We start from the raw sequence: 22,858 nt of genomic DNA, 5'->3' as shown, positions 1-22,858 counted from the left end.
ATTGGATATTCGTTTAGAAAAGGGAAGTTGTAGCGTTTTCTCTCAGCAAATGATTTTTATAAGAAAAATCTTACTTAGTGTTCTATTTTTGTTTGTCTATTTTCAGAAAGCTGTCGTGTAATCCGTACCATTCGCTCACAAAAAAGAGGAATTTCTTCTGGTGAAATTCGGGAACAGTTCAAGCGAATACTTCCACGTTTTTCACTAAAAGCTACACTTGGTGCTACCAAAACACCTTCTCGTAAAAACACTTGCCAATCTTCTGGCTTAAGTGCCCCTTGACACCAATGTGCCCATAAATAAAAGCCGCCTTTTACTGGCGAAACTTCCCATTCTGACAACGATTTAAATACTTGATATACAGCTGTTGCTCGTTGTTCCACTTGTTTATTTAATAACGTAATTTTTTCAGAAAAAGAAGGATCTTCAATCGCCATTTTAGCGAGCATCTGCGGAAAAATACTCAACGAAACATCCATCATTTTTCTGGCTTCTGCAATTTGTTTCGTCACGGAGGCGGGCGCACTTAACCAACCAATTTTCGTGGTCGAACCTAAAATTTTTGACAACGAACCGATATACAAGACATTATCTGGATCTAATTTTTTTAAAGGAGGAATTTCTGTTTTCGGGATAAAACTTAGCTGCCCAAAAACATCATCTTCTAAAATAGGAACTTGATACGTTTGACAAACTTTCACGAGCTGTTCTCTTTTTCTTAAAGGCATCACTGTCCCAGTCGGATTTTGAAAGGAAGGATTAACCATAACCATTTTGATGCGATGTTGTCGGATTGTTTGTTCTAGCGCTTCAAGATCAATCCCTTCCTCTGTCATGGGCACACCAAATAAGCGCACACCAGCAGCTTGGAAAATTGGTAAGGCATAGAAGAAAGATGGATCTTCTACGGCAACACTATCTCCTTGTCTCAATAAAACTTGCAAAACTAAAAAAAGTGCTTGTTGCGCACCTGAAGTAAGCAATAAACTTTCACTTGGTAAATGAAGCTGATATTCCGTTGCTGTAATGGCTTGGATTTCTTTTCTTAACGGCAAATAACCTAATTCATCTTGTGCTTCCTCTTTTAAAAATTGTTTCCAATTTAATGCTGGAAAATCGAAACTGGGAATTAAATCTAACGGCAACTCGCCTGTATACATATCTAAGTCAGTCGGCAAATTTTGTTTAGCTCGTAACTCAATCTCTGCCACCAAGGGATGAACTTGTTTGAACACATTTTGTTCTAAATAACGATGCCAATCCGTTCGTGGCGTCATCATTACCCCCCATTTTCCTTCGTTGACAATCGTTCCGCTCCCTCTTTTTCGAACAATCCAGCCTAAGTCCACCAGTTCGTCTAATGCATGAACAACGGTTGAACGATTGACAGACAAGTATTCTGCCAGTTTACGTTCCGAAGGGATTTTTTCACCTGGTAATAATTCGCCTGTTTGAATCTTTTGAACAATCATTTCCATAATACTGCGATAAATGGGAACACTTTGTTCTTTTTTAAGTTGCCACATAGCAATCACCTCAACAATTGGATGAGTTAAAAGTAATCCAGTTTAATGCTTTTGTCAATCGAAAATACAAGAAAAGTGAGACAGCCGTTTTGACGAATGTCCCACTTTTCTGTTTTACTATTAACAGGTTTGTCTCAATGTTTGTGTAAAAATGCTTGGATGGTGTTATAAAAGATTCCTGCGAACATAAAGATTAACCAACTAAACCGCCAATCCCCTAAAACAAAACTAATAAATAGATAGAGTGCCACAACTAAGGGCCAATAAACGGATGCAATAATTGCACCGACAGGATTTCCCACAGGTCCTTCCTCTGTTTTTGTTTGTTGAGGGGCAAAATCAGGATGACCAACATGTTCTGAATAAAAATAAGTTTCATTCAACAATTTATTAAAACTTCCTTTAATTACTCCACCAAATATAAACAAGAAGACACCAACCGATACTAAAAAGAAGAGCCAACTAATCCCCATCGTTCCATTATAATATTGTCCGCCCATCATTTGATGCATGGAACGGCGCATCATCAGATGAAGGCCACTACTAAAGACAACAACTGGGATTAAACCCAAAATACAAAAAACGACGCCCGCTGCCATACAAAAAATAAATGATCGTTGAAAACTTTGTTCTCTTTGTGCAACTTCTTTTTTTAACTTAATCGGAATCAATCGTTGCCCCAGCTGTTTGTCCATTGCAACAAACCGATTACCAGCAACAATAAATAATGGAACGCCGATTGCCACACCTATGAAAAGACAAACTAAACCGAGACCGTTAGAAAGAACACCACGCATACCAACCAGCAAGCCAACACCCACCATGATTGCAACAACACCAAGACCAATTTGAATAGCACCTTTACGTTGGACAGCTAAATAGTCAAGTCCTTCCTCCACTGAAATTTCTGGCAAACCGTTCATTGAATCGTTTGTTTCATCCACTTGTTTATTTTCTAAATTCAATTCTTCCATTAATTCATCAATAGTACCAAATTCAGAAATAATTGTACCAATTGCTTCATTTTCCGATTTTCCTTGGCTGAGCAAATCTTCATAACGATCCTCAGCATTTGCTAATAAGTCCGCCTTTAATTGTTTTGTTTCAGTTGTTTCAACAACGCCTGAAAATAAGCTATCAATAAATTCTTCTATAATTTTCATTTTCCCATCTCCTTTACAAATGCTTCGACGACGTCTTTTGTTACTTCCCATTCTAGTAACTTTTCCTCTAAATAACGCTCTCCTGCATGGGTTATTTGATAATAGGTCCGCTTTTTGCCATGCGTTACTTCTCCTGGAAATGATTCAATGTAGCCATTTTTCTCTAAACGTGTAAAAGCAGAATAAAGTGTCGTTTCTTTAATCGAATATTGTTCATTAGAAATTTCACGAATGCGTTTAGAAATCGCATAACCATATGAAGCGCCGGATTGTAAGATTGAGAGAATAAAGGTATCGTTGTATCCTCGAATTGCATCACTACCAATCACATAAATTCCTCCCTCAAGTACTTCAACTATCGTACTACGTCTGTCGTTGTAATTATCTTAACACGATTACTACGATAGGTAAAGTAAAAAAAGCACGTAATGCAGAAATCATTTTAATTTCTGCACTACGTGCTGTCTTCTTTTCAGTCTATAGTTGAATGTTAAATGGTATCACCATTAAAAATAGAATTTTTTACAATCACATAATCAACTTTACGAATCGCTTCTAAATCGCGACCTCCCGCGTATGAAATGGAAGATTGTAAATCTTGTTGCATTTCGACTAAAGTATCTGCCAACTTCCCTTTATGGCGTAACCAGATTTTTTTGCCTTCAACGTTTTTCTTTTCGCCTTTTTGGAATTCAGAGGCGCTACCAAAGTATTCTTTGTAAACAACGCCATCTTCCACTTTTGTTTCACCTGGTGATTCTTCATGTCCAGCAAATAATGAACCAATCATGACCATAGTTGCCCCAAAACGCACAGATTTTGCAATGTCTCCATGGGTCCGAATTCCACCATCTGCAATAATTGGTTTCCGAGCAGCTTTGGCACACCAACGTAAAGCCGCTAACTGCCAGCCACCTGTCCCAAAGCCAGTCTTAATTTTAGTAATACATACTTTTCCTGGTCCAATCCCCACTTTGGTGGCATCGGCTCCAGCGTTTTCTAATTCGCGAACGGCTTCTGGCGTTCCAACATTGCCCGCAATAACGAACGTTTCTGGTAAAGATTTTTTCAAGTGTTGAATCATATTAATCACCGCATTTGAATGACCATGGGCGATATCAATTGTCACGTAGTCAGGAACTAAACCTTCTCGGGCTAACGTTTCAACAAAAGCGTATTCCCCTTCTTTCACACCCACACTAATTGACGTGATTAAGCCCTTTTGTTGCATTTTTTTAATAAATGGCACTCGCGCCTCTTCATCAAACCGATGCATGATATAAAAATAACCATTTTCAGCAAGGGTTTCCGCAATCGTTTCATCAATAATTGTTTGCATGTTCGCTGGAACGACAGGCATTTTAAACGAATGTTTTCCTAAAGTTACTGTAGTATCACATTCAGAACGACTATTCACGATACATTTATTGGGAATTAATTGGACATCTTCATAATCAAAAACTTTCATACTTACTGCCTCCTAGTTATTTACAAAAATAACGTAAAAACCGAACATTCGGTAATTTAACGTTCGTGTTTACAAACACCATTGTTAATTTACACTATTTACCGCCACTTGTCAAAGGCGTTTTAACGAAAATTAATCTTTTTACCCTTCTTGAACGTTTGGTAAAATGGCCTGCAATAAAATAGCAACAATTGAGGCAGTTGCCACGGGTGAACTAAATAAATATTGTAAAAATTGTGGTAGAGTTTCCAAAAACTCTTTTGGTAACAATGTCAACGCTAATGTTATAATAATCGGAACGGCAATTACATACATCTCTTTTTCATGAATTGTTACATCACTCATGACTTTCATTCCACTTACAGAAATGATGCCACAAACAACCACAAAAACACCGCCGATAACTGGTGCCGGAATGGCCGAAATCAAGGTGGAAAGTTTTCCAGATAAGCCAAATAAGACAAACCACGCACCTGCAGCCACAAAAACCTTGCGACTAGCAACTCCAGTGATTGAAATAATCCCAGCATTTGTAGAGTAACTAGTTACTGGCGTGCCGCCAATGAATGAAGAAACTAAGCAACCTAAGCCTTCACCAATTACGCCGCGATTAATTTTTTCTTCGGTCAAAGGTTCAGCGACAACATGACTCACAGCAAACCAAGTGCCTGTTGTTTCCGCCATTAAAACCAGATAAATAACTAACATCGTGGCAATGGCTGACCAATCAAATTGGAAAGAAAAGTTAACTAATGGTAACTGAGGCAAACTAAACCAAGCCGCTTCACTAACTGCTGATAAATCAAGTACCCCTAATAATTGTGCCGCGATGCTCCCAAATAATAATGCCAAAATGACAGAAGAAACGCGGAAAATCCGCCCTTTTTTCAAAGCAGAACCTAAGAGCGCAAAGAAGATCAACGTCCCCGCTGCTATAAATGCTAATAAAATATTTTGTCCTAATTCCCCTTTTGCATGGTAAATATTATCCGATAAAGCGACTGGCATTAACGAAAGCCCCACCACAAAAATAATTGTTCCTCCCACAATTGGTGGAACAAATTTAGTGATTAAACGATTAAAGATACCAGTAAATCCTAATATAATAACAACAATTGCCCCCACTAAACTAGCACCTAAAACTGCGCCCCAGCCATTTCCTTGTTGGTTATTGGCAAAATAAATTCCTGCAATTGCCCCGATTGGAATAAATGAAGGGCCTTGCGCAACTGGTAATCTCATACAAAAATGAGATTGAATAATCGTGGCAAGTCCTGCTGCTATGAATGTTGCTTGGATTAAAGAAGACATTTGTGCTGTGCTAATCCCAATAATTGAAGCAATGATCACAGGTACGACGTACACGTCCATTGCTAAGACATGCTGAATCCCTAACATAGTGGCCTGCCCAAAAGATACTGAATCTTCTGGCCCCACTGTTAAATGAAGATTATTTTGTTTCTTTTCACTCATTTTTTATACTCCTTTAGTTGCTGACATTAAATTTTTATCATGTACTTTTTCACCTTGTACCCAGACTTCTCGAATATTTTCTGGTCGTGCTAAATATAAGATTTTTTGGAAAATATCAAGCAATGATTCCCCTGGATTTTTAGGGATTCGTGCTTGTGACAAGCTTGTATTAATAATTTGAACATCCCAAGCATACCCTTTTTCTAATTTTCCAATTGGCAAACTTAGCGCTTGACCACCACCAGCAGTAGCTAAATAAAACGCTTCATTTACTGTAATCCGTGCTGTTTTAACACCTCGTACTTCTGGTTTTTTTGTAGCATCGACGCCATCTTCTAACATTCTAGAAGAAATAACCGCTTGCTTTAAATTGTCAAAAAGACTTGGTGAAAAACCACCTGAAAGATCACTACCTAAACCAACTTCTACTTGATGTTGATGTACTAATTTTGCAATCGGTGTTACTGCATTACCAAAATAAGCATTAGAGATTGGGCAGTGCGCCACAGCCGTCCCTGTTTCATGGAATAAATTCATATCTGCTTCTTCTAAAAAGCCTGCATGTGCCATCACTGCTTTTTCTGTCAATAAACCAAAATCATTCAATGCTTGAGTATCATTTTTTCCAAAACGTTCTTGAACAAATTGATGTTCCCAATCACTCTCACTACAATGACTTTGAACATGTACTTGATATTTCGCTGCTAATTCTCCTAATCCTTTAAGTGCTTCCTCTGTACAACTTGGAATGAAACGCGGAGTTACAACGGGATACACGCCTTGTTTTGTTTGCTGCGCTAATGTTTGAATTTCTTGAATAAACCGTTCCGTTTCTTCTAATGCTTGTTGCGTTGTTTGATCACGATAGTATTCTGGATTCTCATTAAGATCATCCATTACAACTTTACCAATTAAGCCACGCTGCCCTTTTTCCGCACAAATCTCTGCCAAACGACGGCTAGCTTCATAATGAATGGTTGCAAAATAAAGGGCTGTTGTTGTCCCATTAGCTAACAATTGGGTTACCAATTCATCATAGACTTGTTGGGCAAATGTTAAATCTGCAAATTTGGACTCCAAAGGAAACGTGTACGTATTCAGCCATTCATACAATGGAATATCCAAGGCGGTCCCAGATTGTGCCCACTGAGGTGCATGGACATGTAAATCAACAAAGCCAGGTAAAAGATAAGAATCTTGGGGCAATTCTTGAAAACGTTGCGCCTCTTTTTGTTCTGCTAGCACAGTTTCATACGCTTCAGCATCTGGTTCAATTATTTCCTGAATTACTCCGGCCTCATCTATACAAAAAAGTGTTTCTTCATAAACTTTAATCTCTTGCAAATTTTTACTAGAAAAACCTGTTCCTTTTATTACAAAATGAAACATTTAATACTCCTCCTTACTATCACATGAAGATTATACATAAACTTTCGCTTAATAACTATAAAAATGTGATTTTTTTTAAAAAAATACGTGTTGAAACAAGCAAAAACCGAACGTTCTAAGAATGATTTATTTTTTCTTTGGATAAACAAGAAAACTTTCTATTCTTAAGATTCTTCGGTATACTTGAAGAGAATCGTTAGAACTTTAGGAGGTCCTGAGATGATACAGATCGAACAAATTAGAACAGGTGTTATTCAAGAAAACTGTTATCTTGTTTATAATGAAGAAGCATTATTAATTATTGATCCAGGTGCAGAAGGAGCAAAACTAATTCAAGAAATTACCCGTTTAGGGAAGAAACCAGCCGCTATTTTATTAACACATACTCACTATGATCATATTGGTGCGGTAGAAGAATTGCGCCATCATTATCAAATCCCTGTTTATGTTAGTCCATTAGAACAAGCGTGGCTTTCCAATCCTATTTTGAATCTTTCAGGATTAGGCAGACATGATGATATAGCAAATATTATTGTTCAACCCGCCGAACATGAATTTAAACTAACCGATTATGAAATTGGCGGCATGAAATTTTCCGTAGTCCCAACACCTGGTCATTCAATTGGTAGCGTCAGCTTTGTCTTTGATGATTTTGTTGTTGTTGGGGATGCATTGTTTAAAGGTAGTATTGGTCGTACCGATTTACACACTGGTGATATGCAACAATTATTACACAGCATTATGACCTATCTATTCACTTTACCAGAAGAATTTCCTGTTTATCCAGGCCATGGTGATGCCACAACCATTCAACATGAAAAAGCCACAAACCCATTTTTTAATTAGAGATTTATTCACTATTTAAAGAAACTTAGGAGGAGTAGCAATGACTGAAGCAACGACACTTTATATTATTCGTCACGGAAAAACGATGTTTAATACGATTGGCCGAACCCAAGGCTGGTCAGATACCCCCTTAACCAAACAAGGAGAAGAAGGCATTTATCATTTAGGCTTAGGTCTTAGGGATATAGACTTTAAGGAAGCCTATAGTAGTGATAGTGGTCGTGCCATGCAAACCGCTCAGATTATTTTACAAGAACATCAAAACCACCAAAAGATTCCTTACCTAACCGATAAACGGATTCGTGAGTGGTGTTTTGGTTCTTTAGATGGTGGCTATGATGGTGAACTTTGGGGTGTGGTGCCACGCATTTTAGCTTTTAAAAGTTATGAGGACATGATGACCACGAAGATTACCTATCGTGAGCTAGCAAATGCTATTATTGAAGCCGATACGGCTGACTGGGCGGAGCCTTATGAAGTTATCCGTGATCGTGTTTGGTCTGGTTTCGAAGATATCGCTCATCATCGAGAAAAAAATGGTGGCGGCAAAGTCATGGTGGTTTCCCATGGACTAACAATTTCCTTTTTACTTTCCTTAATTGATGCAAGTTTGCCTATGCAGATGGCGCTGGAGAATGGTAGCGTGACGACCTTAACTTACGAAAAAGGAACATTTACCATTCAAGGAATTAATGATATTTCTTATATTGAAAAGGGAAAAAAGATCGCTGAAAAGCGCCGTTTGTTGTAAAAAAAGAGAAGGTTATCTGTCAAAATGACAGATAACCTTCTCTTTTTATTTATTCTTTTAAACGTTCTACGTTTTTTCTTGAAATTTGAATTTTTTCTAAGGTTTCCTTATAGTTTTTTGCTGCATAAGCAAAAAATAAAACATCGACTACATACAATTGTGCCACCAAGGAAACAGTAGCCGCACTTCTCAATGGCACGTCTTCCCCACTAGAGGTTTGGAGGACGATATCACTTTTTTCACCAATCACTGATTTTTCATCTTGTGTGATACTAACAATAGGAATCCCTTGCTGCTTCGCTAAATCAGCTAAAGTACTTGCTTCTTTATTCGTTCCAGAATTAGAAATAACAATAAAAACACTAGGCTTTTCTGTTGAGCCTAACATGGAAGCAAATAAATGATGATCCAATGTTGTAAATACCGTTCGGCCTAATCGCGTAAATTTTTGATAAATATCTTGAGCAACCAACGAAGAGGCACCCAACCCATAGACAAAAATTACTTCTGTTTTTTCCAACAAATCAACGGATTCATTCACTGCGACATCCTCTAATGTCTGACCGCTTCGCTCAACCACATGAACAAAGCGCGCCTGTAACTTTTGTTTAATGTCAGCTGTTGATTCCCCTTTAGTAACTTCAGTATACATTTGCTGCTTCATTTGGCCAAGATTTGCAGATAATAAAAGTTTCAACTCTGTGAAGCCATTCACATCCATAGAATGACAAAAGCGAATAATTGCCGCTGGACTTGATCCTGCTTGTTTCGCTAGCTCTTGCGCATTCATTGAAATAACTGTTTCTGTATTTTTTAAAATATATTCTGCGATTTTTCGTTCTGATTTTGGTAATTGTTGTAGACGATCTTGGATAGATAAGACAATATTTTGTTGCATAAACACCCCTCCTGATACACCATTTCCTACGCAATTAAATTTTAACAAAGAAAAAGGGAGAAGCCAAGTTCTCCTTTTTTCTATTTATTATTTAGTTGTTTGCATATCTTTAGGAATCCCAAAGAATAACGTTGCTACAAAACCACCTGCGTAAGCAGCCAATAAACCTAATACATATGCAAGCCATTGGTTGTTGGCAATTAATGGAATTAAAGCCACCCCACTTGGTCCAATAGCAATCGCACCAACATTACCGAAGGCACCAATCACCGCACCACCAATACCACCGCCGATACAAGCAGTAATGAATGGACGTCCTAATGGTAAAGTAACTCCGTAGATTAATGGTTCACCAATACCTAAAATCCCAACTGGCAAGGCACCTTTAATCATTTCAACTAATTTTTTATCTGATTTACAACGAATCCATAATGCTAAAGCTGCACCGACTTGTCCCGCACCAGCCATGGCCAGAATTGGTAATAACAAAGTCATCCCTGTTTGATTAATCATTTCAATGTGGATTGGCGTCAAAATTTGATGTAAACCAAACATTACCATTGGCAAGAAGGTTAAACCAAGAGTAAAGCCAGCAACCATGCCACCTTTTTCTAAGACAACATTGATAATACCAACTAAGCCATTAGAAATAGCTCCGGCTACAGGCATGATTAAGAAAATAGTTGCTAAGCCAATCACTAAAAGTGAAATGGTTGGCGTTACGATAATATCAATTGATTCTGGGACAATTTTATGCAATTGTTTTTCTAACAATGATAATAACCATACGGCAAAAATAACACCGATAATTCCGCCTTGTCCTGCAGATAATGTTCCCCCAGTGAAAATATTACTGATTGGAGCATCCGGATTCATTCCTGTTAACATTGTGACTGCCCCAATAACACCACCCAACGCTGGCGTTGCACCAAAAACGCTGGCACTGTTAATCCCAGTGTAAAGAGCTAAATAAGCAAAAATCCCATTTTTAATGATATTTAAGACATCAATATATTGTTGCCATGAAGCTGAAATATCACCAGCAACAACTAAGTTAGACATAACAGCTGCAATCCCGCCAATAATACCAGCCCCAACAAAGGCAGGAATCATCGGAACAAAGATACTAGAAATGGCTTTTAACACTTTTTTAAATGGTGAAGTGTTATTTTGTTTCGCTTTTTGTTGTGCTTTCATTTGAGCGGCTTTTTCTTCTACTAAATCTTTTCCAGATTTGCCTGCTGAAGCATCAGTTGTGGTGCCATGATTAAATGGTTCTCCCAATTTGACACCTGCTTGATCTACCATTTCTTGTGCAACCTTGTTAACAGTCCCTGGACCAACAACTACTTGTAACGTATCATCTTCTACGACGCCCATAACGCCATCAATTTTTTTCAATCCTTCAATATCTACTTTGTCATAATCGCGGATATCCATACGAACACGAGTCATACAATGAATGACTTTGTCCACGTTTTCTTGACCACCAACTTCTTTATAAATCCCATCAGCAATGCGTTTAATTCTTTCTTCTGCCATGTTAAAACACCCTCCTAATTCCTTAATTTAATGTATTCTTGATAAATTGATTCCCGTCAATTAATTTTTGTGTTGCTTCTTCTTTAGTACTATCAGTTAAAATCATTACAATTGCTAACTTCACATTTTCTTCTGCTTCTACAAATTTTAGTTCGGCAACTTCATAACTACAACCCGTTGCTTCCATAATAATCCGTTTGGAACGCTCCACTAATTTTTCATTGGTTGGTTTTACATCAACCATTAAGTTATTGTAGACTTTCCCAATACCAATCATGGAAATAGTTGATAACATATTTAAAATTAATTTTTGAGCTGTCCCAGATTTCAAGCGAGTCGAACCTGTTAAAAATTCAGGTCCTGCATCTACTTCAATCGGCATTTGCGCATATTTACTAATTTCGGCATTTTTATTACATGCCACAGTTGCGGTAGCTGCTCCCACCGTTGTAGCATATTCTAAACCGCCAATTACATAAGGCGTCCGACCACTGGCTGCAATCCCAACAACAATGTCATTTGCTGATAATTTTAGATCAACTAAATCTTGACGACCTAGTTCTTTTGAATCTTCAGCACCTTCTACTGCGACAGTCATTGCTTTTTGACCACCAGCGATGAGGCCTTGAACCATCTCTGGCTCGACGCCAAAAGTTGGTACGCATTCGGCTGCATCTAAGACACCTAACCGACCACTCGTACCAGCGCCCATGTAGATCAAGCGGCCGCCTTGATTGAAGCTTTTGATGATGGCTTCTACCACTGGTTCAATGGCTGCTAATTCTTGACCCACTGCCATTGCAACTTTTTGGTCTTCTTGATTCATTTTTTGTAAAGCTTCTTTGACACTCATCTCATCTAAACCCATTGTATTTTCATTTCTACGTTCAGTTGTTAAGTTTTCTAAATTCATTCTCTATCGTTCCTTCCGTGACTAGCGTAAATTGATTTCCTGCCTTGATTAACGGCAATATCGTTTGATCTTTTTCAATAATTCGTGTAATCGTATTGACTTTTTCATCTTTCGGCAAGTCCACAAGTGTGACTTGAATTTCTCCCATATAGCGACCATATTTTTCATTATCAATCGTTACGGTTCCCACTGGACGTGCTTCAGTCTGCTCTGACTCAATCGTTGCAATTTCATCTTTTCTGAACATTTCACTCGTTCTTGATAATTCACTTCGCAAAACATCTCTTGCAGCATCTAAACGATTGGTATGAGTCCCAAGTATTCGCTTCAAATAGCGGCTCTCGCTAGGTGCTACTTCTAAAAGAAATTGATTGGTTTGGTGATAATAACCAAATTGAGCCATGGTTCGCTCACTAATTGTGGGATCACCAATATAAACAGCATCGACATAAGGATCAGCCATCAAACCAACGGCAGCGGCGAAAGGATTTTGGCCCCGATGTTTTTCTAATGTTGGTAAACCAGCAAAAATTGGGCCTCTTGTTTGCCCATCTCCTGGCACAAAAGTAAAAACTTGTAAGCCTAATTCTTTAAGCCAGCGGTTCTTTTCATTAAAAAATGTTGTTCCAATGCCGGTTTCAGGTCTTGGATAATAATTATGCCAAGCTTCTAAGCGAGAAAAGTCCGCTTGGTGAGCCTTTAACTCAGCCACTTCTTCCAGTGTAATGGTACTAGCATTCAATCCTATATCAATCTTATGTGAAGCATGAGCCATTTGTTCTATCGTAATGCCATAATCCATCCGAAGGCCAGTTACGCCCAACTCGATTAAAGGCTCTAATTCATCGAAAGAAAAACCCGCTCTTTTTAACGCTTCACCTGAAATATCTACCATAATTTTCATTTTTTCTGCCTTAGCAATTGCCCCTAAATCAGTCAAGCGTTGGCGATAAAGAGAAGTATCATCTTCTGGAATGTGTAAAGAAGTGAAAATACCATCAAATCCAAGCGCTTTCATCTTTTTGATATAAATAATTGTATCGTTTGTAATCTCTTCACCAAGAAAAACTGAAATACCATACATCTTTTTAGCTCCTCTCTAATACGCTTTCATTATAACTTGTTTGAAATAAAATTTCAACTATTTTTCTAAATATTTTTTAATTCCAAAATAAAATTTTATTTATGTTCAAAAAAAAAACAGATATTCCTTTATAGAAATATCTGTCTAATGCATTAATTGGCTGTGGCAGAGCCAACTGGTGTACCAGCTGTAACCACGCCAGTTTTCTCTAACGAAAATTGTGCTACTTTATCCATGTTGGTAATAATGACAACCATTTCAGTTCCTTTACCAGCTGCTTTAATTGCTTCTAAATCAGCAATTGCGACCACCGTATCTGCAGTCACTTGGTCGCCTTCTTTCACTTTAATAGTGAACGGTGCCCCGTTTAACTCCACCGTATCGATACCCATGTGTAATAAAATTTCAAGACCGTTTGTCATTTTTAAACCAATGGCATGTTTTGTTTGGAAAACGCTTAAAACTTCTCCTTCAATAGGTGCATAAATTTCACCATTTTCTGGAACTACTGCATAGCCATCTCCCATCATTTTTTGTGAAAAAACAGGATCATTCACTTCACTAATTGGGATAACGGTTCCATTGGCAACGGCATACATTGTATTATTTTCGACAACTTCATTCTTTTTCTTCAAAAATCCAAACATTTCTCTTCCCCCATTTTTTAAAGTATCACTAGTATAGAAAAAAGTTTCATGAATTACAAGTGGCACCTTTGTATAATTCTAAAATTTATTTTAAAATAAGAATTTGCATTGGCATTTACTTTGTCAGCGGGTATACTTATACTTGATGTATTTTGCATTTATTTCAGAAAGGAATGGTGACATGCTTTTTGCTAACCTATGGAAAGCAATTATTCTTGGTATTATCGAAGGAATTACCGAGTGGCTTCCAATTAGTAGTACCGGACATTTAATTTTAGTGGATGAGTTTATTAAACTCGATCTAAGTAAAGATTTTATGGAAATGTTCAACGTCGTTATCCAATTGGGAGCAATTATGGCGGTTGTTATTTTATACTTCCACAAATTGAATCCTTTCTCACCAAAGAAAAATGGCGAAGAGAAAAAAGATACTTGGATTCTTTGGTCTAAAGTCTTAGTCGCTTGTTTACCAGCGGCAGTTATTGGTCTAAAATTTGATGATTATTTAGATGCACATTTTTATAACTTTTTAACAGTATCGATTATGTTAATTGTTTATGGGATTGCTTTTATTATCATTGAAAAACGAAATAAAAATGTTGCACCGAAGTGTACTAATCTAAAAGACTTCACTTATAAAGCCGCTTTAATCGTTGGTGCTTTCCAAGTACTGGCATTAATTCCAGGAACTTCACGTTCAGGAGCGACCATTTTAGGGGCAATCTTAATTGGGGCCTCACGTTTCGTTGCAACAGAGTTTTCATTTTTCTTAGGAATTCCAGTAATGTTTGGAGCAAGTTTTTTAAAAATCTTTAAATTCTTGGCCAAAGGAAATACGTTTGGGTCAGAAGAAATCATTATTTTATTAACTGGCTCTATTGTTGCCTTCGTTGTTTCCATCATTGCGATTAAATTCTTATTGAATTACTTGAAGAAAAACGATTTTACAGTTTTCGGTTGGTATCGCGTAATTTTAGGTGCGATTTTAATTGGCTACTGGTTATTCTCATAAAAATAAAACCGTTGCTTTCACTGTTGAAAGCAACGGTTTTATTTTTTTAAATCACCAAACGTTATTCGCTCAATCCCCTGTTCTTTAAACCACTGACGAACACGAGGATCACAAATCGTTGCTAATTCTTTGCAGCGTAAAGTGGTATATGAAGAATTATCTAACACAAATTGATCCAAATACCCAACATCAAAATGCATCTCAGCAATTGCCGATTCCGGCATCCGTAATAAACCAAAGTCATCTTCTAAAAAATTCTCCAATGATACGCCTTCGTGAATATAAGATAACGCCCCAGACTCTAACAAATGTGTCACCTGGAAATAACCTTGTTGCGGTGGATATTCTTTTTCCCCACTATATTTCAGGGTTGTATGAAGTCCGTACTCTTCTGCTAATTCTAAAAATACTTGATCAACCACTTCATCACCAATCGAATGGCAATCAAAATGTTCAGGATAATGTCCAGTTAGTTCCTTAAAGCGCGTCAATTGCGCAATCGTTTCAAGTCGTACTTCTTCATATACGAAGGTTACTTGCTTTTGTTGACGATAATAAGAAGAGCGATGAAAATTGCCTTGTTCATCTACCAGTGAAGGAATCATACATGGGTCCGCACAAGGTTTCCCTAATAAAAAATTCGTATGCTGACCTACAAATAAGCCTGGATAATTTTTTGCTAACGCAACGGCATGTTCTGCTGTTGGTAAATTGGGCATCAAAAGTGTCGACGTCGTTAAACCATCGACATAACTTTTGATAATGCCATGATTAATCGCTTCTGACATCCCAAAATCATCAGCATCAATAATTACTTTAACCAACAGCTCCCCCCTCTTTTCTTTACGTATTTTTGATGACAATTCCGACAATAATATTAACAGCTGATTCACAATCATTAATCGTGCGCTCAAGCTGATCATAAACATCTTTCCACTTGATAACTTTTAATAAATCTTTTTCGTTAGTCATCAAATCTTTCATGGCGCTACTGTATAATTTATCGCCTTGAGATTCAATCGTATTCACTTCATCAATCAATGAAACTAACGTTTTAGAATTTTTAAATTTTGCAAATTCCTTCGTTGCTGATTTAACGCCTTCTGTCGCTTTAACAATATAAGCAGTTAATTCTAGCGCGGGCGCAATCATTTCTTCGACAACTAAATGATCAAGTAAATAAGACAAACTATTAATGCTATCGATAATGTTATCTAAGTGATCCGTAATATCGACAATATCTTCTCGATCAATTGGCGTAATAAAGGAAATATAGAGTTCATTTAAAATTTTGCGAACAATTTCATCATTCTCTTTTTCCAATTGATGAATCGCTTCTGATTTTTTTACTAAGTTTTCTAATGAATAATTGTCTACAATTTCTTGCAAAACCTTTGCCGCTTCATAAGCATTTGTTGCTAACTGGTTTAATTCTCCAAAATAATCAAATTGTTTTTTACGTGCCATGTTTTTCTCTCCTTAAAAAATTGCAATAAATAATTTTGACATCACATAAGCGATCAGCCCACATCCTGGGAAAGTTAAAATCCATGCTATCAGCATTTCTTTCACGATACGCCAGTCAACACTTGAGATTCGCTTAGAAGCACCTACTCCCATAATCGCTGTCGTTTTTGTATGAGTAGTTGAAACTGGAATCCCAAAAGCCGATGCTAAAAATAAACAAATAGCCGTGCTTAAATCCGCAGTGAAGCCTTGATAGCGTTCGAGTTTTACCATATCCATCCCGACTGATTTAATGATTCTCATACCGCCCACAGAAGTTCCAATGCCCATTGTAATGGAACACAGAACCATAACCCATAACGGAATCACAAAACCGCCACCTGTTTTTTCGACTAAATTATTATAAAAAAGCACTAACATGAACACGCCCATAAATTTTTGCCCATCTTGCGCACCATGTAAAAAAGCATTAGCTCCTGCACCAAAGGCTTGTCCAACTGTAAAAAATTTGTTGGCTTTTCTTCTAGGCACAGCCGAGAAAGCTTTCACAACAAGTTTGGCAATTAAATAACCGCCACCAAAGCCCATAACGGTAGAAACAACTAGACCAACAAGCACTTTGATCCATTCCGAGCCATTGACTGCACCCAAACCACCTAATGCCATTGCCGAACCAGTCAAGCCAGCAATCAATGCATGACTTTCACTCGTGGGAATACCAAAATACCACGCAGCAACTGCCCAAACCACAATTGAAAAAAGCGAAGCAGCCAAAGCCACCTGTGAAGCGTTTCCATTTGCGTCAAAACTAACAATGTTGCTAATCGTTTCAGCTACTTGGGCATTAAAAAAGGTCATGACTAATGCACCTAAAAAGTTCATCACAACAGCCATCCAAATTGCGACATTCGGTTTTAACACCCGAGTCGAGACAGCGGTTGCAATTGCGTTCGGCGCATCCGTCCAACCGTTAACAAAAATTACACCCATTACCAAAGTAATCGTTACCAATAATGCAATACTCACAAAGACACCACCATTTTTCATTTATCTATTTTATCATAGCATGTTTTAAAAAAAATGTATGCTTTTTTCTTAAGGCTCTGGCAAATTTTCTTATTTTTTTCTTGAAATTGTCTGTTAAGGAAAAAAACTTGTCGTCTTTTATTGCAATGGAACAATGGATTAGGTATAATGATTACTGTTGAATTACATTGGCTGACCAGTGTAAAACCTAAATCATCGGAGGTGAAACAAATGCCAAATATCGAATCTGCAATCAAACGCGTACGTACAAGTGCTAACGCGAATGCGAAAAATTCATCTCAAACAAACGCAATGCGTACAGCAATCAAGAAATTTGAAGAAGCTGTAGCTGCTGGAGCTGATAACGTCGATGCTTTATACAACGAAGCTGTTAAAGCTGTTGATATGGCTGCAACTAAAGGTTTAATCCATAAAAACAAAGCTAACCGCGATAAAATTCGTTTAAGCAAATTAGCTAAATAATGTGAGATAGAAGTTAGCATTCATGTTAGCTTCTTTTTTCATCAAAAAATGTCCAAGTCTGTTTTCACAAAGACTCGGACATTTTTTTATAAAGGTGAATCAATCCACGGTAAATCCGTTGTGAGATGTTGACTAAATAATTTAGTCTCTTCTCGCAAAGCTAAACGTTGTTGTCGTCTCGTTTCATAATTGGAACAAATCAACTTTTCTTCTGCAGTTTCTGGGACGACTGCCGCTAATTGGAAGTCACTTTCAGGATTCATATGAGACGGAATGGCTACAAAAGTTGTAAAACAAGTCGCCGCTAAATAACGCTCTCCAGTTGTTAAATCTTCTCCTACAACTTTAACAAATACTTCCATCGATTTATGATGCACGCCAGAAACAAACGTTTCAACACACACTGAGTGATTTTCTTTTAAAGGTTTTAAAAAATTCAAGTTATCTAAAGATGCTGTAACTGCCCCTCTCCGACAATGCCGTGAAACGGAAATGGATGCGGCGTCATCAATTAAAGACATTAATTTCCCACCAAATAGTGCACCAAAGGGATTTAAATCAAAGGGAAATACACGATGTGTTTGAATCACTCGTGATTCTCGACAAAATTTTTCTTTCGTCATTAACGATTCCTCTACTTTCATTTATAAACTTTTCCACGCTTTACTTTAGCTTACTTTACCATTTGATGCAATCCTTACTTTTTAGGAAACATTTAAAAAATAACAAATTTGCAAGTCCCATTTATTCATTTTTAGGAAAGTTGCTGTATAATAATAACGGTTAAAGAACTTTTAAGGAGATGGATACACATGAAAATTGCAATTGCTGGTGCCGGCGCTATGGGCAGCCGTTTAGGAATTATGTTGCATCAAGGCGGAAATGATGTAACTTTAATCGATCAATGGCCCGCACACATTGAAGCCATTCGTAAAAATGGTTTAATCACTGATTTTAACGGAGAAGAAGTTGTCGCGAACCTACCAATCTTCTCACCAGAAGAAATTGACCATCAAAATGAACAAGTAGATTTAATTATCGCTTTAACCAAAGCACAACAATTAGATGCAATGTTTAAAGCGATTCAACCAATGATTACCGAAAAAACATATGTACTATGTTTATTAAATGGCTTAGGTCATGAAGATGTACTAGAAAAATATGTACCAAAAGAAAACATCTTGGTTGGCATTACCATGTGGACAGCTGGTTTAGAAGGACCGGGACGTGTTAAACTTTTAGGTGATGGCGAAATTGAATTAGAAAATATTGATCCTTCTGGTAAAGAATTTGCTTTAGAAGTCGTTGATGTCTTCCAAAAAGCTGGTTTAAATCCAAGCTATAGTAGCAATGTTCGCTACTCTATTTGGCGAAAAGCCTGTGTCAATGGCACGCTAAACGGTTTGTGTACAATCCTTGATTGTAATATTGCCGAATTTGGCGCACTACCTGTTAGTGAATCCCTTGTTAAAACATTAATCAGTGAATTTGCAGCAGTCGCAGAAAAAGAAGCCATTTATTTAGATCAAGCAGAAGTCTATACACATATTGTTCAAACTTATGATCCAAATGGCATTGGCTTGCACTATCCGTCTATGTATCAAGATTTAATTAAAAATCATCGTCTCACAGAAATTGATTACATTAATGGTGCCGTTTGGCGCAAAGGACAAAAATACAACGTAGCAACACCTTTCTGTGCCATGTTGACACAGCTTGTTCACGGAAAAGAAGAACTATTAGGAGCTAAATAATAAGAAAGTGCCAGAGACAATCGTTGTATGACGATTGCCTCTGGCATTTTCTTATTTTGCTTGTGCAGTCAATTTTAAAATAAATAATTGGAATAGTAATTCTTTATCCATTTGGCCCGTTTTCATGCGGTAATCATTTTCAACTAATTCATCATAAAGTCTTTCTAATCGAGACAATTCAAATCGTCGGACTTGTTGTAACGCTAACTTGACTCGATAAGGATGAACCTTTAATGTATCAGCGATATTCGCTTGTTGATAGCCCATCTTAGCCAAAATTTTTGTTTGTAGAAAAAGGCGAATCTGATTCAATAAGATTGCATTTAACTTAATGGTTTCTTCTCCTTGTAAAAGTAAATCTTCATACAATTGAACAGCTTTTTCACTGTTTCCAGAAAGTACTTCGTTGGTTAAGTCAAAAACATTATGTTCCAAAGACTTAGGGACTAATTCTTGAACCGCACTTCGTGTAATTGTCTTCGTTTCAAGGGCATATAAATACAGCTTCTGTAATTCTCCCATAATTTTTGATAAGTTCAAGTCTGTCAATTGAAGTAATAAATCAAAAGCATCGGAGCGAATAGTGTACCCTTCGCTCTCAATTGTTTGAGAAATGTACTGACGAATAGCCTTTTCATCCATTGGATTGACGTCAACTACTGTGGCATTTTTTTTCAATGCTTTGGTAATTTTTTTGCGTTCATCTAATTTTTCATAAGAGGCCATAAAAACAAGAACAGTTGTTGGTGATGGACTTTCCAAATAATTCAATAAAAGATTGACATCATGTTCCACACCGTTTGTTTTTCTTTCGGCAGTTAAAAAGTAAGGATTTTCCACAAAGACAAGGCGATAATCACCAAAAAACGGAATTGTTTCCGCTTCAGCAATCGCTGCACTTAAAGGTGTTTCCTCCATATCAAATGAGAAAAAGTTAAATTGATCATCCTCTTCCGTCAACAATTCTTTCATCAATGTTGTTTTAAATAATTCAGTTAAATAAAGTTCTGTTCCTATTAATAAATAAACTGGAGCGATTTTTTGCTCTCGCACTTCTTTCAAAGCTTTTTGTAACTCCATTGGCTCGCTCCTTTTCTCGTTTCTCTTGTTTATCCTATCATGTTACTTCTGGAAATACTAGTCTTGTTCTTTAACAAATTTGGCTTTAGAAAGCCCTTGCCAAGGTAACCATTGATAATAAATCATTCCTTGAAGATCGGTCCGATAATAATTTATTTTTTGCTCCTCCAGCGTCGCTAATGTCTCCTGATGAGGATGTTTAAAACGATTATTCAGTCCAGCTGAAATCAATGCTTCTCGCGGATTAAGCTGTTTGATAAATCTTTTAGTAGACGACGTTTTACTACCATGATGACCGACTTTCAAGATGTCGATTTTCAACTGGGGATAGCGAGCCAACACTTGTTCTTCTCCTTCGGCTTCCAAGTCACCAGTAAATAAAAAATGCCGTCCGCCTAATTGTGTGGAAAACACTATCGAGTCATTATTGCCCCCAATACTGCTCTTATTTGGTGATAAAATTTGAAAAGAAACGGGCCCATTAATTCGCTTGGGCGCTAAAATTGGCCGACAGTCTGTCCCGCTTTTTTGGAGTTGTTTCAAGACTTGGCGAAACGAAAAATTGGCTTCAGCTGCTCCTTTAGGAAAATAAAGAACAGAAATTGGAACCTTCTGCGCAATGGCTAATAAATCGCCAAAATGGTCTTCATGTGCGTGTGTGATGATCACTTCATCTAAACGTTTGACCCCTTGACTTTTGAGAAAAGGAATCACTGAATATTCCGCTCCTGATCGACTATTTTTCCGTTGCCGCCAAGCTTCTTTGTCAAAAGACAACCGACCACCTGTATCGATTAGTGTATTTTTTCTGTGAAAAGGCGCTTGGATAAACAAACTATCCCCTTGGCCTACATCGATCATTGCAACAATGCCAATTGGCGAAAGGTATTTACTATTTATCAAAACAATTAGTAGTCCGATTGAGAAAAAAATTTTTTTAGACTTGTCTGCTAAATAAATCATTGAAAATCCGATTAGTAATAACAAACTAATTTGTATCCAAGAATTTAAATAGCCGATGGTCAGCTTCGGATTTAAGTGAACTAGCACCCACTCAAATAAGCCATTCATTGTTAAAAATAGTGGTTCGAGCAAGGCTGCTAAATAACGTGCTGGCATAATAATCACTAGAAAAAAGCTCAACGTCAAAAGCGGTAACAAGAACCGTTCAAAAATTGGTAACAAGAGAAATGTTAAGAAACTTCCTAACAAGGGCCATTCATAAAATGATTGGACTAAAATAGGTAAGGAAGCCACAGCCAATAGGAAAGAGCCTAAACAATTTTTAATGAAAGGCGAAGAATAACCAACCAATGTTTGCTCTAAAAACAGCAGAACAAAGGAAAGTAAATAACTAAATTGACCGCCGACTGAAAAAAAGAGGGTTGGCTGAACAATCAAGTGCACTAAGAGAGTTAAACTCCAACAATCGAGGGCCGGAACCTGCCAATTAAACCGTCGATTGAACGTATTGAGGTTTGTTTGTAAAAGCGCCCGCATGACACTAACTGAGAATCCTGTTAAACCAGCATATATCAGAGAAAAACCGCATTGCCACAAAAAATAACTTTCTTGCGTTCGGCGAGCGATTCTTAGCATCAGCAAGCGAAATAAACGAAGGAAAAAAGAAACATGCATCCCTGACAAACTAAAAAGATGCAAAATGCCTAATGCTGAAAATTTATCGCTTATTTCAGCAAATTCTTCATTACGAAAACCTAAGAGCAACGCATTCATATACATTGCACTAGTATCAGCAAAATTTTTCTGAATATGTACCATCGCCCATTTCCGCCAGCCGCTAATGATTTCTTTAAACCGCCAAGAAAAAAAAGGACGCGGTTGTCCTATCTCCTCAATGAATAAAATAGCTTCGATTCCTTGATTCTTTAAAAATAGTTGATAATTGAAGCCATTTTTGTTGGTTTGACCTTGGGGCGAGTCTAAAATACCTACAGCGGTTGCCTGAATGGTTGTGGTTAGTTGTTGCCATTGCTGTTTTTCTTTCACACTTTTTAATTGATAAAATGCCATCACTTTCTGCCTTTTGCCTTTTACGATCCAATTGGCAGGAAATTTTACTTGATCACCATCTACTTGTATTTCATCTGGTAATATCGTTAGCTGTCCTGACAAGCGGACTTCTTTAGGCAACAAAGAGACTGGCTTTAACCACTGGAAAATCAATATGCCCCCTACTATTAAAAAACTGCACAAAAAACCTCCCAATATAACAGGAAAACTTTTTGTACAGACAATACGGATAACAGTGATAGAAAAAAGAAGAGCTCCTAATAGACTAGGTGCGAAAAAACACCACAGCCCACAACTAGTCA

At 37.4% G+C, this 22,858-nt stretch carries 22 protein-coding genes; 5 read left to right on the top strand and 17 right to left on the bottom strand.

All coding sequences use genetic code 11. The annotated features are described in order from the left end of the window. Nucleotides 1-74: 74 nt before the first annotated feature. From IGI80_RS13635 to guaD, 6 genes are all read right to left on the bottom strand, one after another. Nucleotides 75-1,526: a PLP-dependent aminotransferase family protein gene (locus tag IGI80_RS13635; RefSeq protein ID WP_438723859.1), complete on the bottom strand. Its 1,452-nt coding sequence runs from the start codon at nucleotides 1,524-1,526 to the stop codon at nucleotides 75-77. Nucleotides 1,527-1,660: 134 nt separating this feature from the next. Further along, entirely contained in the window at nucleotides 1,661-2,689 is a 1,029-nt protein-coding gene (locus IGI80_RS13630; RefSeq protein ID WP_033626428.1) for a permease prefix domain 1-containing protein, read from the bottom strand. Then, a complete protein-coding gene (locus IGI80_RS13625) occupies nucleotides 2,686-3,018 on the bottom strand; it encodes a PadR family transcriptional regulator (protein WP_002362678.1) in 333 nt (110 codons plus the stop codon). Before IGI80_RS13625 ends, IGI80_RS13630 begins: the two co-directional genes overlap by 4 nt. Before the next feature lie 161 nt (nucleotides 3,019-3,179). Beyond that, on the bottom strand, nucleotides 3,180-4,157 hold the full coding sequence (gene guaC / locus IGI80_RS13620; protein ID WP_002356720.1) for a GMP reductase: 978 nt from the start codon (nucleotides 4,155-4,157) through the stop codon (nucleotides 3,180-3,182). A gap of 141 nt (nucleotides 4,158-4,298) precedes the next feature. Beyond that, entirely contained in the window at nucleotides 4,299-5,630 is a 1,332-nt protein-coding gene (locus tag IGI80_RS13615; RefSeq protein ID WP_438723858.1) for a nucleobase:cation symporter-2 family protein, read from the bottom strand. A gap of 3 nt (nucleotides 5,631-5,633) precedes the next feature. Then, nucleotides 5,634-7,019 carry a guanine deaminase gene (gene guaD / locus IGI80_RS13610; RefSeq protein ID WP_002362676.1) on the bottom strand — a complete coding sequence of 462 codons (1,386 nt, stop codon included), beginning with the start codon at nucleotides 7,017-7,019 and terminating at the stop codon, nucleotides 5,634-5,636. Between the two features lie 219 nt (nucleotides 7,020-7,238). On the opposite strand from guaD, the gene IGI80_RS13605 reads away from it, so the two are divergent. Together IGI80_RS13605 and IGI80_RS13600 are read left to right on the top strand one after the other, a co-directional pair. After that, a complete protein-coding gene (locus IGI80_RS13605) occupies nucleotides 7,239-7,865 on the top strand; it encodes an MBL fold metallo-hydrolase (RefSeq protein ID WP_010776006.1) in 627 nt (208 codons plus the stop codon). A 40-nt stretch (nucleotides 7,866-7,905) separates the two neighbouring features. Then, on the top strand, nucleotides 7,906-8,616 hold the full coding sequence (locus IGI80_RS13600) for a histidine phosphatase family protein (RefSeq protein ID WP_002359733.1): 711 nt from the start codon (nucleotides 7,906-7,908) through the stop codon (nucleotides 8,614-8,616). 49 nt (nucleotides 8,617-8,665) lie between these two features. Here the strand turns inward: IGI80_RS13600 and IGI80_RS13595 are convergent, their stop codons facing one another. From IGI80_RS13595 to IGI80_RS13575, 5 genes are all read right to left on the bottom strand, one after another. Continuing rightward, nucleotides 8,666-9,514, bottom strand: coding sequence for a MurR/RpiR family transcriptional regulator (locus IGI80_RS13595; protein ID WP_002404883.1), 849 nt, complete (start codon nucleotides 9,512-9,514; stop codon nucleotides 8,666-8,668). A gap of 87 nt (nucleotides 9,515-9,601) precedes the next feature. Then, nucleotides 9,602-11,056, bottom strand: a complete 1,455-nt coding sequence (locus IGI80_RS13590) for a PTS transporter subunit EIIC (RefSeq protein ID WP_002362674.1) — start codon at nucleotides 11,054-11,056, stop codon at nucleotides 9,602-9,604. A gap of 22 nt (nucleotides 11,057-11,078) precedes the next feature. Then, entirely contained in the window at nucleotides 11,079-11,969 is an 891-nt protein-coding gene (gene murQ / locus IGI80_RS13585) for an N-acetylmuramic acid 6-phosphate etherase (protein ID WP_002356712.1), read from the bottom strand. Beyond that, nucleotides 11,944-13,053: a DUF871 domain-containing protein gene (locus IGI80_RS13580; protein ID WP_002364446.1), complete on the bottom strand. Its 1,110-nt coding sequence runs from the start codon at nucleotides 13,051-13,053 to the stop codon at nucleotides 11,944-11,946. The genes murQ and IGI80_RS13580 overlap by 26 nt, the downstream gene beginning before the upstream one ends. A 152-nt stretch (nucleotides 13,054-13,205) precedes the next feature. Then, a complete protein-coding gene (locus tag IGI80_RS13575; RefSeq protein WP_002380597.1) occupies nucleotides 13,206-13,766 on the bottom strand; it encodes a PTS sugar transporter subunit IIA in 561 nt (186 codons plus the stop codon). Nucleotides 13,767-13,881: 115 nt separating this feature from the next. Here IGI80_RS13575 and IGI80_RS13570 point away from each other — a divergent pair, with 115 nt between their 5' ends. Then, the gene (locus IGI80_RS13570) at nucleotides 13,882-14,712 is read left to right on the top strand and encodes an undecaprenyl-diphosphate phosphatase (RefSeq protein ID WP_002356708.1); all 831 of its coding nucleotides are present in this window, start codon (nucleotides 13,882-13,884) and stop codon (nucleotides 14,710-14,712) included. 38 nt (nucleotides 14,713-14,750) lie between these two features. Here IGI80_RS13570 and IGI80_RS13565 read toward each other — a convergent pair whose 3' ends face one another. The 3 genes from IGI80_RS13565 to IGI80_RS13555 are packed head-to-tail and all read right to left on the bottom strand — an operon-like array spanning nucleotide 14,751 to nucleotide 17,226. After that, nucleotides 14,751-15,536, bottom strand: a complete 786-nt coding sequence (locus IGI80_RS13565) for a ChbG/HpnK family deacetylase (RefSeq protein WP_438723855.1) — start codon at nucleotides 15,534-15,536, stop codon at nucleotides 14,751-14,753. A 19-nt stretch (nucleotides 15,537-15,555) separates the two neighbouring features. Continuing rightward, nucleotides 15,556-16,179 carry a DUF47 domain-containing protein gene (locus tag IGI80_RS13560; protein ID WP_002356705.1) on the bottom strand — a complete coding sequence of 208 codons (624 nt, stop codon included), beginning with the start codon at nucleotides 16,177-16,179 and terminating at the stop codon, nucleotides 15,556-15,558. A gap of 12 nt (nucleotides 16,180-16,191) precedes the next feature. Further along, a complete protein-coding gene (locus IGI80_RS13555) occupies nucleotides 16,192-17,226 on the bottom strand; it encodes an inorganic phosphate transporter (RefSeq protein ID WP_002356704.1) in 1,035 nt (344 codons plus the stop codon). 210 nt (nucleotides 17,227-17,436) lie between these two features. Here IGI80_RS13555 and rpsT point away from each other — a divergent pair, with 210 nt between their 5' ends. After that, nucleotides 17,437-17,688, top strand: a complete 252-nt coding sequence (gene rpsT / locus IGI80_RS13550) for a 30S ribosomal protein S20 (protein WP_002356703.1) — start codon at nucleotides 17,437-17,439, stop codon at nucleotides 17,686-17,688. An 86-nt stretch (nucleotides 17,689-17,774) separates the two neighbouring features. Here the strand turns inward: rpsT and IGI80_RS13545 are convergent, their stop codons facing one another. Further along, nucleotides 17,775-18,332 carry an acyl-CoA thioesterase gene (locus IGI80_RS13545; protein ID WP_002382741.1) on the bottom strand — a complete coding sequence of 186 codons (558 nt, stop codon included), beginning with the start codon at nucleotides 18,330-18,332 and terminating at the stop codon, nucleotides 17,775-17,777. A 168-nt stretch (nucleotides 18,333-18,500) separates the two neighbouring features. Between IGI80_RS13545 and IGI80_RS13540 the strand changes: the two genes are divergently transcribed. After that, the gene (locus IGI80_RS13540; protein ID WP_438723854.1) at nucleotides 18,501-19,442 is read left to right on the top strand and encodes a ketopantoate reductase family protein; all 942 of its coding nucleotides are present in this window, start codon (nucleotides 18,501-18,503) and stop codon (nucleotides 19,440-19,442) included. A 51-nt stretch (nucleotides 19,443-19,493) separates the two neighbouring features. Here the strand turns inward: IGI80_RS13540 and holA are convergent, their stop codons facing one another. Together holA and IGI80_RS13530 are read right to left on the bottom strand one after the other, a co-directional pair. Continuing rightward, nucleotides 19,494-20,522: a DNA polymerase III subunit delta gene (holA, locus tag IGI80_RS13535; protein ID WP_104845269.1), complete on the bottom strand. Its 1,029-nt coding sequence runs from the start codon at nucleotides 20,520-20,522 to the stop codon at nucleotides 19,494-19,496. A 57-nt stretch (nucleotides 20,523-20,579) separates the two neighbouring features. Next, complete coding sequence (locus tag IGI80_RS13530; protein ID WP_438724255.1) at nucleotides 20,580-22,844, bottom strand: DNA internalization-related competence protein ComEC/Rec2; 2,265 nt, start codon at nucleotides 22,842-22,844, stop codon at nucleotides 20,580-20,582. Nucleotides 22,845-22,858: the final 14 nt, after the last annotated feature.

It is taken from the genome of Enterococcus sp. DIV1420a, assembly GCF_051712165.1.
Taxonomy (GTDB): domain Bacteria; phylum Bacillota; class Bacilli; order Lactobacillales; family Enterococcaceae; genus Enterococcus; species Enterococcus faecalis.
The sequence above is the reverse complement of the archived record's forward strand: the minus strand, read 5'-3'. Positions and strand labels throughout refer to the sequence as shown.